The sequence below is a fragment of the Pseudomonas kitaguniensis genome (genome assembly GCF_009296165.1).
GTDB classification, from domain to species: domain Bacteria; phylum Pseudomonadota; class Gammaproteobacteria; order Pseudomonadales; family Pseudomonadaceae; genus Aquipseudomonas; species Aquipseudomonas kitaguniensis.
Window position 1 is genome coordinate 1 of the sequence record NZ_VUAZ01000005.1, and the last position, 9,832, is coordinate 9,832.

Annotated in this window: 10 protein-coding genes and 1 pseudogene; 5 read left to right on the top strand and 6 right to left on the bottom strand. The window is 60.2% G+C overall.

The features are described from left to right. The first annotated feature begins 142 nt into the window (after window positions 1-142). Window positions 143-1,867: a ubiquinone-dependent pyruvate dehydrogenase gene (gene poxB / locus F0169_RS01235; protein WP_152745216.1), complete on the top strand. Its 1,725-nt coding sequence runs from the start codon at window positions 143-145 to the stop codon at window positions 1,865-1,867. Between the two features lie 42 nt (window positions 1,868-1,909). On the opposite strand, the gene F0169_RS01240 is transcribed toward poxB, so the two are convergent. Continuing rightward, the gene (locus F0169_RS01240) at window positions 1,910-2,467 is read right to left on the bottom strand and encodes an NADPH-dependent FMN reductase (protein WP_058411679.1); all 558 of its coding nucleotides are present in this window, start codon (window positions 2,465-2,467) and stop codon (window positions 1,910-1,912) included. Window positions 2,468-2,695: 228 nt separating this feature from the next. Between F0169_RS01240 and F0169_RS01245 the strand changes: the two genes are divergently transcribed. After that, entirely contained in the window at window positions 2,696-2,932 is a 237-nt protein-coding gene (locus tag F0169_RS01245) for a hypothetical protein (RefSeq protein ID WP_058411680.1), read from the top strand. A 100-nt stretch (window positions 2,933-3,032) separates the two neighbouring features. Here the strand turns inward: F0169_RS01245 and gspG are convergent, their stop codons facing one another. Continuing rightward, window positions 3,033-3,482: a type II secretion system major pseudopilin GspG gene (gene gspG, locus F0169_RS01250; RefSeq protein ID WP_058411681.1), complete on the bottom strand. Its 450-nt coding sequence runs from the start codon at window positions 3,480-3,482 to the stop codon at window positions 3,033-3,035. A 157-nt stretch (window positions 3,483-3,639) separates the two neighbouring features. Here gspG and F0169_RS01255 point away from each other — a divergent pair, with 157 nt between their 5' ends. Continuing rightward, window positions 3,640-4,530 carry a LysR substrate-binding domain-containing protein gene (locus F0169_RS01255; RefSeq protein WP_152745217.1) on the top strand — a complete coding sequence of 297 codons (891 nt, stop codon included), beginning with the start codon at window positions 3,640-3,642 and terminating at the stop codon, window positions 4,528-4,530. Here F0169_RS01255 and F0169_RS01260 read toward each other — a convergent pair. The 4 genes from F0169_RS01260 to F0169_RS01275 form a co-directional block, all read right to left on the bottom strand. Beyond that, a complete protein-coding gene (locus F0169_RS01260) occupies window positions 4,527-5,099 on the bottom strand; it encodes a GNAT family N-acetyltransferase (RefSeq protein ID WP_058411683.1) in 573 nt (190 codons plus the stop codon). The two genes, F0169_RS01255 and F0169_RS01260, sit on opposite strands and share 4 nt — an antisense overlap. Window positions 5,100-5,257: 158 nt before the next feature. Beyond that, window positions 5,258-5,998, bottom strand: coding sequence for a DNA polymerase III subunit epsilon (gene dnaQ, locus F0169_RS01265; RefSeq protein WP_172979291.1), 741 nt, complete (start codon window positions 5,996-5,998; stop codon window positions 5,258-5,260). Window positions 5,999-6,080: 82 nt separating this feature from the next. After that, window positions 6,081-6,533, bottom strand: coding sequence for a ribonuclease HI (gene rnhA / locus F0169_RS01270; protein WP_029291380.1), 453 nt, complete (start codon window positions 6,531-6,533; stop codon window positions 6,081-6,083). Between the two features lie 88 nt (window positions 6,534-6,621). Continuing rightward, on the bottom strand, window positions 6,622-7,380 hold the full coding sequence (locus F0169_RS01275; protein WP_058411685.1) for a class I SAM-dependent methyltransferase: 759 nt from the start codon (window positions 7,378-7,380) through the stop codon (window positions 6,622-6,624). 65 nt (window positions 7,381-7,445) lie between these two features. Here F0169_RS01275 and gloB point away from each other — a divergent pair, with 65 nt between their 5' ends. Further along, window positions 7,446-8,213 carry a hydroxyacylglutathione hydrolase gene (gene gloB / locus F0169_RS01280; protein ID WP_152745219.1) on the top strand — a complete coding sequence of 256 codons (768 nt, stop codon included), beginning with the start codon at window positions 7,446-7,448 and terminating at the stop codon, window positions 8,211-8,213. Window positions 8,214-8,311: 98 nt separating this feature from the next. Next, window positions 8,312-9,723, top strand: a pseudogene (locus F0169_RS01285) (transglycosylase SLT domain-containing protein). Window positions 9,724-9,832 lie beyond the last annotated feature (109 nt).

Sequence of the window (9,832 nt, forward strand, 5' to 3'; positions counted from 1 at the left end):
GCTTTTGCTTTTGATCTGAGAAGCGCCCCGTTACGCCCCCCTCCCTAACGCAATCTTCACATTAAAAACGGAGCATTCGCCGTAATCGAACTGTCCCCTATTGATCAGCAATTTTTTACCTTACTGACGATTGGAGTTCTTCATGGCGAAAATAAACCTGGCCCAGCAATTGGCGACCACCCTTGAACAGGCGGGCATCAAACGCATCTGGGGCCTGACCGGCGACAGCCTCAACGGCCTCACCGACGCCCTGCGCACCATGGACAGCATCGAGTGGATGCACGTGCGCCACGAAGAAGTCGCCGCCTTCGCCGCCGGAGCCGAAGCCGCTGCCACCGGCGAGCTGACCGTGTGCGCCGGCAGCTGCGGGCCGGGCAACCTGCACTTGATCAACGGGCTGTTCGACTGCCATCGCAACCATGTGCCGGTGCTGGCGATTGCGGCGCAAATTCCGTCGACCGAAATTGGCCTGAACTACTTTCAGGAAACCCATCCTCAAGAGCTGTTCAAAGAGTGCAGCCACTTTATCGAGCTGGTCACCAACCCCGAACAAATGCCCCACGTGCTGCACCGCGCCATGCGCTCGGCGATTCTCAACCGGGGCGTGGCAGTGGTGGTGATTCCAGGCGACGTGTCGCTGCTTGAAGTCGAAGACACGCTCAAGCCGTGGCCAGCACTGCACGCGCCGCGCACGTTGCCGGCGGAACAAGACCTGCAACGCCTCAGCGAGATTCTGCAGAGCAGCGAAAAAGTCACCCTGCTCTGCGGCAGTGGCTGTGCCGGTGCCCACGACCAAGTGCTGGCGCTGGCTGATACCCTCGGCGCGCCCGTGGTGCACGCCCTGCGCGGCAAAGAGCACGTGGAATGGGATAATCCCTTTGATGTGGGCATGACCGGCCTGATCGGCTTCAGCTCCGGCTACCACGCGATGCTCGATTGCGACACGCTGATCATGCTCGGCACCGATTTCCCTTACCGCCAGTTCTACCCGACCGACGCAAAAATCATTCAGGTCGACCGCGACCCGCAGGCACTTGGCCGTCGCGCCACGCTGGACCTGGGCATTGCCGCCGACGTCAGCGAAACCATCGACGCCCTGCTGCCCCGCCTGACGCGCAAGACCGACCGCAGCTTCCTCGACACCTCGCTCAAGCATTACCAGAAAGCTCGACAGGGCTTGGATGACCTGGCGCAGCCGTCAAAGGCCGGCCGCCCGATTCACCCACAATATGTTGCGCGGTTGCTCAGCGAGTTGGCGGACGACGATGCGATCTTCACCGCCGACGTTGGCTCGCCCACCGTGTGGGCCGCACGGTATTTGAAGATGAACGGCAAGCGCCGCCTGATCGGTTCGTTCAACCACGGCTCGATGGCCAATGCCATGCCGCAGGCCATCGGTGCGCAAGCAGCGTTTCCGGGGCGGCAGGTGATTTCGATGTCGGGCGACGGCGGTTTCGCCATGCTGATGGGCGATTTCATCTCGCTGGCGCAGTTGAAATTGCCGGTCAAAGTCATCGTGTTCGATAACTCATCGTTGGGTTTCGTCGCCATGGAAATGAAAGCTGCTGGCTACCTGGACACCGGCACCGAGCTGAAAAACCCGGATTTTGCGGCGATGTCGAACGCCATGGGCATTCTGGGGATTCGTGTAGAGCAATCTGAAGACCTTGAACCCGCGCTGCGTCGTGCGCTGGCACACGATGGCCCGGTGTTGGTGGACGTCGTCACCGCCACTCAAGAACTGGTGATGCCGCCCACCATCAAGCTGGAGCAGGCCAAGGGTTTCAGCTTGTACATGCTCAAAGCCGTGATGAGCGGGCGCGGCGACGAAGTGATCGAGCTGGCGCGCACCAACTGGCTACGCTGAGCACGCCATAAGAACCCGGCTTTGGGAGCCGGGTTCTCGCGGTCAGCCGTGCTGTTTTTCGACCCATTTGCCATAGGCATTGATAAACGCCTGCAAAAACGGCGCGGTCTTCTCCGACAGCTTGCCCGCGTCATCAAACACGCTGCCCGCGCCACCCAGGTAGGCTTCGGGTTGCTGCATGCACGGCACATCAAGAAACACCAGCGACTGGCGCAGATGGTGGTTGGCGCCAAAGCCGCCAATCGCACCCGGCGACACACTGATGATCGCGCCCGGCTTGCCGCTCCAGGCGCTTTGCCCGTAAGGGCGCGAGCCTACGTCAATGGCATTCTTCAGCGCGGAGGGCACGGATCGGTTGTATTCCGGGGTCACAAACAGCACCGCGTCGGATGAACTCACGTGTTGTCGGAAAGTACTGTACGCTGCTGGCGGCGATGCTCCGTCGATGTCCTCGTTGTAGAGCGGTAAATCGCCAATTTCGACAATGTTCAATTTGAGATTGGCCGGGGCCAGTTCGGCCAAGGCCAGGGCGACTTTGCGGTTGATCGACGCTTTTCTCAAGCTGCCAACCAGGACGGCAACCGTGTAGACCTTGCTCATTGAGGTTTTCCTGACGTCTGACTAAAGGGGCTTGTAGTTATAAAGTCTTCGCGCCGCGTTCACCAGCAGGTTTTCAAAATCCCGCAGAGGCTTGCCACGCCCTCCCATGCGTAGGAAGCGTCTGAAAGTATCAACGAATAGTATTTTTTTTCCATAGGTAAACTACCCCGCTCTCTGACGGTCTACAGAACCGCAAATCGAGTGTTTATCTCCAGAGGTTCTAAACAGATGGCTGCAGTACTTGTCGGACAGTTCCATGCCAGAGACGCGGAAGGACGCGTGTATTCGGTGCATGAGTTCCAGGAATCCAACCCGGTGCAAGGCGACCTGGCTGGCTCGGCGCCCTCCACAACCTACAAGCTGGCCATTGGCGATCGTGTAGAAAAACTGGAAGGCGATGAATTCAGATTGATCCAGTCGGGCACCATTATCACCCGCGAATCGCAAACGACCCTCGCTTCATAAGATCTCGCCTTATCGACCTGCTCAGTCCTGGCCATTGATGGCGTTGACTGGGCCGGGTGATCACGGCCGACGGATCTCCTTCACTTAAACCCCAGATGAATCAGTGGTCGCCGTAGGTAATATCCTTGTTATCGCCGACGCCGCCCAGCGTGCGGTCCTTGCCGAACGAAAACAGGTCGAAGGGCGTGTTGGGCTGGGTTGCCGGGTAGTGATACTGAAAGGCGACGCCCCATGGGTCGGTGAGCTGGTCTTCGGTGATGTAAGGGCCTTTCCATTTCGCTTCACCGGCGGGTTGCGTGGTCAACGCGTCCAAGCCCTCCTCGTCCCTGGGATAACGACCGGTGTCTTGGTGAAAGCGTTCGAGCGCTGCGCCCAAATCACCCAACTGAGCCTTGGTCTGGGCGATTTCCGCCAGCGCCACATCGCCAAACAGCCGCGGCCCCACGGCCAGGGCCAACAGCCCGATGACGATCAACCCCACCAGCACCGCCCAACGCGTAAACCCTCGCTGATTGCGCACGTTACCCCTGACTGCGGTTTTGCCGGACATCGCAAGGCTCCCTGATTATTGGTCGGTTATTACACGCGCGGTGTGACAGGCTGTTTGCAGCGGCCTACGCGCTTAACGGTAGCGCAACCACACCCACGCCCGCGCTGTTTTTTACCCAGCCATTGAAACCACACCGCACTGAACATAGACTCCCGCGATGCGTTTACGTCATATCGAAGTGATTCAGGCGATCTTGCAGACCGGACACCTCGGCACGGCCGCCGAATGGTTGCAACTCCCCGTGGGCGATGTGGACGCGACGCTCAAGGACGCCGAGCAACAACTGGGCTGCATGCTGTTTGCCAGTGTGCGCGGGCGTTTGCAAGCGACGCGTGAAACACTTGAGTTGCAGCCCGCCATCGCCCAGCTCTACGAGGCGCTGGAGCCGCTACAACGCCTGGCCGGCCGCTTGAAACACCCTCACGCCCCCACCTTGCGTGCGGTGTGTACCGCACCGCTGGCCAACCAACTGCTGCCGCAAAGCATCGCGCTGCTGCGCCGACGCTTTCAGGACACACCGTGCAACGTGTCCAGCCAGCCGACGCGTGAGATTGTCAAAAGCCTGCTGCTGCACGAAGCCGATGTGGGCCTGAGCCTGCATGACCCGCAACATGCACACATCCACAGCACAGTACTCGCGCAGGGCAAACTGCAATTGCTCGCGCCCCACGGCTGGCTCAAACCCAAGCAAAAGTACATCGCGTTGCAGGAGCTCGCCGGGCAGTCGATGATCGGGCTTGAAGGGCATGACCCGCTGAGCCGCCTGCTGGACGCCAAGCTGCAAGCGCTGCGCCCACTGACGGTGGTGCACACACGCGTGCAGACTTATCAGATGATGCGCAGCCTGGTCGAAGCCGGCGAAGGCCTGGCGATTGTCGACCCATTCACCGCCTCCGGGGCGCGCGAGGCCGGGCTGGACGCCTGCCCGTTATCGCCGCCCATCCCGGTGGTTCTTTACGCATTGAGCTTGAAGGGTGCAGAACCCACGCCAGCGCTGAACGCGCTGCTGCAGATCATCGCGCTCAAGGCCGAGGCCTTGCTGACCTAGCCCGCCGCATCCCGTTCTGATTTGAACAGCCGATACCAGAAAATCGCCACTTCGCGGGTTTGCGGGTCAATACCGCGATAACGCAGGTGGTCGATGCCGCCCATCACATAACCGCAACGCTCGTACAAGCGGCACGCGCCGAGGTTGTTGTTCTGGGTTTCGAGCATCATGCCCGGCAGGTTTTTCTTGCGGCTCCAGAACTGCGCCACATCGAGCAACGCCTTGGCCACGCCATGCCGCCGTGCAGGCAACACCACCGCCAGTTCATCAACGTGGGCAAAACCGTTCCAGTTGGTGCTGACCACGATATGCCCGACCGCACGGTCATCCAGGTAAGCCATGAAGATCGCGCTGTCGGGTGCGTCGCGAAAACTCCTGAACTCTTCCGGGTCGATGCCATAACACTTGCGGTACGGCACGATGCGCTCGACGGGCCATTGGTCGACGCGCAGGCCCATTTCGGGCACGCCGTAGGCACTGACCTCAAAGCTGAAATCATTGCCCCACACGTAGGCATCAAAGCCCTCGTCGGCGACCCGTACACTGAGCCCCGGGTACTTCGGGTTCATTACAGCGTGCATAAACATACTTAACCCTTGATGCAATGTGGGAGCGGGCTTGCTCGCGATGCAGGCGCCTAGGTCTGTCAGGTACACCGAGCTGACTGCATCGCGAGCAAGCCCGCTCCCACATAAAGAAACGCTTTTGACCTAACCACTCAACCCGCTTATTGCTGGGCCAACTGAGACCACAACGCCGGTGCCCCCGCCGACTTGGCGATAGCCTCCAACCGCGCGGCGTGCTCAGCCAGGTCCTGCTCACTGGCGCGAATAATCGTGCTGGGTTTGCGCTCCGCCGGCAGGCGACGAATTTCCGAAGCGCGGTTGCCCGAGCCTTCCGCCGAGCCGCTGCCATCCGAGGCGTTACCCGCCAGTGACAGGCTGGTTTGGCCACCGGTCATGGTCAGGTAAACGTCGGCCAGAATCTCGGAGTCGAGCAACGCGCCGTGCAGTTCACGGCCGGAGTTGTCGACGCCGTAGCGTTTGCACAACGCATCCAGGCTATTGCGCTGGCCTGGGTGACGCTCGCGGGCCATCATCAAGGTGTCGAGAATCGAGCAGTGCTGCGCGATATTCGCCCGATCGGTCTGCCCCATCAGGGCAAACTCGTTATTGATGAAGCCGACGTCGAACGCCGCGTTATGGATGATCAGCTGCGCGCCGTTGATGAAGTCGAAAAACTCATCGGCCACTTCGGCGAAACGCGGCTTGCCCTTGAGGAATTCGTCGGTGATGCCGTGCACGCCGATCGCGCCCTCATCACTGTCCCGGTCCGGTTGCAGGTACACGTGGAAGTGACGCCCGGTGAGGCGGCGCCCCATCAGTTCGACACAGCCGATTTCAATGATCCGGTGGCCATCGGTCACCGGCATGCCGGTGGTTTCGGTATCGAGTACAACAGATCGGATGGCCATCAGGGTTCAGCTCTCAACGGTGTGTTATGCAGTGTGGTGTGAATCAAAGGGCACGATGTTAACACGTCAGCCGGCCTCAGCTCTGCTTGTAGCCCCGCACTTCGTCCACGCCACGGTTGGCCAACTGGTCGGCGCGCTCGTTGCCAGGGTGGCCGATGTGCCCACGCACCCATTTCCAGGTGATGTTATGGCGGTTGCATTGTTCATCGAGCAATTGCCACAAGTCGGCGTTTTTGACCGGCTCCTTGGCGGCGGTTTTCCAACCGCGCTTTTTCCAGTTGACCATCCACTCGTTGATGCCCTTCATCACGTATTGCGAGTCGGTCACCAACAGCACATCGCAGCGCCGCTTGAGTTCTTCCAGGCCGCGAATGGCGCCCATCAGCTCCATGCGATTGTTGGTGGTGTTGGCTTCGCCGCCCCACAGTTCCTTCTCCACGCCCTTGCACACCAGCAAGGCGCCCCAGCCGCCGGGGCCAGGGTTGCCCTTGCAGGCGCCATCGGTGAAGAGTTCTACGCTATCGGTCATCGGTTGCATCCATCAAAACGGGCTGGCGGCAATCGGCCGACAGTATCCCGAGGCCGACAAGTTCGGCCTGAAATCAAAAAAGAGGGTGTTACGGTTCGCTTTGCTTGCGGTTGACCTTGGCCATTGGCATCGGCACCAGCTTGCCCATGGGCTGGCGCAGCACTTGGCGCACCGGCCGCAGCCCGACCACGATCTTGCGCGCCACCAATAAGTAGAAACCGCCACCCGACAACTGCCAGGCGCCTGCGCGGCGCTCCCAGCCCGCCAGGCGGCCTTGCCACTGGGTCGACGCAAGCGGCGGACGATAGCACCCGAAGCGGCGTTTCTCCAGCGCAAAGCCCAGCAGGTTCAGCCAGTCGCCCACCCGAGAAGGCGAGATGCAGCGCGCCTGGCGCAGGCCGTCATGCGCGAACATATGGCGCAGGCCCCAGGTGCTCCAGGGGTTGATGCCGATAATCAGCAAGTGGCCACCAGGGCGCACACTGCTTGCCGCTTCGCGCAGCAAACCGTGGGGTGACAGGCAGAAATCCAGGCCGTGCTGCAACACCACCACATCGGCGGCGTGTTCGCTCAAAGGCCAGGCCTGTTCCTCACACACAATTTCCACACCGGGCAACGGTGCGCCCAGGCGCACGTTGCGCTGCACCTGCGGCGCGGCGGGCGGCGTTTGGGCCGAGGGGCCGTAATGCACCAGATAGCCGCCAAAGAACCGGCCCAGCTCGTCTTCGAGCATGCGCCGCTCTTCATCCAGCAAAAATTGCCCGATCGGCCCGTTCAGCCAGTCGCGCGCTGCGCCGATCAGGGCCAGCCATTCAGGATCGGCCTGGGCGAACGCTTTATCAGTCATTGCATTCTCCAACTCGCCTAGACGTTCTAAGATGCACCAATGTGTTCAGCTTGGCGAATCGACGAATGATACAGATCAGTGCCCTACCCGCCTTCACCGACAACTACATCTGGTTGTTACAAGACCCGCAAACCCAGCGCTGCGCGGTGGTCGACCCCGGCGATGCCGCGCCGGTGCTGGCCTGGCTCAAGCAGAACCCGGCGTGGACCCTCAGCGACATCCTGATTACCCACCATCACCATGATCATGTCGGCGGTGTGGAGCAACTGAAAAGTGTTACCGGCGCGAAGGTCTACGGCCCGGCGAGCGAGAACATCCCGGCGCGCGACACAGCCCTGCAGGATAACGACCGCATCAGCGCGCTCGGCTGGGACTTCGAGGTGTATACAATACCGGGCCATACGCTCGGCCATATCGCCTTTTACCATTCAGGCGTGCTGTTTTGTGGCGACACCCTGTTCGCTGCCGGCTGCGGCCGCCTGTTTGAAGGCACCCCGCTACAAATGCACACGTCGCTGGAACGTCTGGCCGCCCTGCCCGACGATACGCTGGTTTACTGTGCCCACGAGTACACACAAAGTAACCTCAAGTTTGCCCTCGCGGTGGAACCGGACAACGCCGATATTGCCGAGCGCGTGCAAAACGTCAACCAAATGCGCGCCCGCGGCGAGATAACGCTGCCGTCCAACCTGGCCCTGGAAAAACGTACTAACCCTTTTTTACGCACCGCTGAAACATCTGTTAAACAAAAAGCGGACGAACGGAATGGTCGCGACAACCGCTCTGGGGCCGAGGTGTTTGCTAGCTTGAGGGCATGGAAAGATAAGTTCTAAGGGCGTGCAATCTGGTAGGGAAATTCTGAATGGTTGACCGCGACCTACGCGCTTTCTAGAATCGCCCGACATTTTTGCCCGGAACTTACTTCCAGCCAATGTCGTCATCTATTCGTAAATCCATCTCTTCAGACGCATTGACCCGCCTGGCTCAAGCTGTGGCGTGGCTGTGTCCGCGACGCTGGCGGGCTGCCAATCGACGAATTTCGCTGCACAATCCACCGTGCAACCCAAACCCAATCTTGCCGCCAAGATCAAGCAAAAACCTATTTGGCTTTCAGAAAAGCCTAGCCCCGAAGTGCCCCAGGATGTCTGGGAACGCATGCGACGGGGCTTTCAATTACAGGAAGGACTGGGCGTAAACCCGCGCATCGAGCAACAGCGCTTGTGGTTTGCCAGCAACCCATCCTTCCTGGAGAACGCCGGAGAACGCGGCAGTCTCTACATTCATTACATCGTCGAACGCCTTGAAGAACGCAACATGCCCCTGGAGCTGGCGCTGCTGCCGGTGATTGAAAGTGCCTACAACCCAATGGCCTATTCGCGCAGCGATGCGGTCGGCTTGTGGCAGTTCATCCCCTCCACCGGGCGCTACTTCAACCTGCGCCAGACCCGCGCCTACGACGGCCGCCGCGACATCACCGCCTCCACCACCGCCGCCCTCGACTACCTGACCCGCCTGCACGACATGTTCAACGGCGACTGGCTGTTGGCCCTGGCGGCGTATAACGCCGGCGAAGGCACGGTCAGCCGGGCCATCGAGCGCAACGAAAAGCTCGGCCTGCCGACCGACTACTGGAACCTGCCGCTGCCGCAGGAAACCAAGGACTACGTGCCCAAGTTCCTGGCGCTGTCGCAAGTGGTGCTGGCACCCGAAGCGTATGGCGTGAACCTGAACCCGATCGCCAACACGCCGTACTTCGAAGTGGTTGAAGTCAAGCAAAGCATGGACCTGTCACGGGTTGCCGCGCTGGCCGAAATTGACGAAGACGAACTGTTCCAGCTCAACCCGGCCTTGAAACAGCGCACAACCCTGGACGGCCCTCAGCATTTGCTGGTGCCCAGCTCCAAGGCACACTTGCTGGCCAGCAGCCTCTCGGCGATGCGGCCTGATGAATTGCTGGCGATGCGCCCTAAAAAGGCAGTATTCGACGAAGTTGAGACCGCCCGCGTTGCCGGGCGCACGCGCAGCTACAAGGTGCGCACGGGCGATAACCTCACGCTGATCGCCAAGGCGAACAAGGTTGACGTGCATGACCTGCAGCGCTGGAACAAGCTCAATGGGCAGGCGCTGAAGGTTGGCCAAAGCCTGGTGATGCAGGACACGCGCAAGGTAGTGGCCAAGGCTGACAGCAAGAAGCCGGTGCAATACAAGGTCAAAAAAGGCGACTCGCTGTATATCGTGGCCAAGCGTTTTAACGTTGAGATGCAGCATCTCAAACGCTGGAACCCGCGGACGGGTCAGGCATTGAAACCGGGGCAGATGCTGGTGGTTTCGGGGCCTAGATAAGGCGCTGCGGGGTTTTGAGTGCATATCCTTTATTGAGGTTATGGCTTATATCGGTTCCGCTCTTACAGCGGGTCACTTTTGAAAAGCACAAAAGTAACCAAAACGCTCT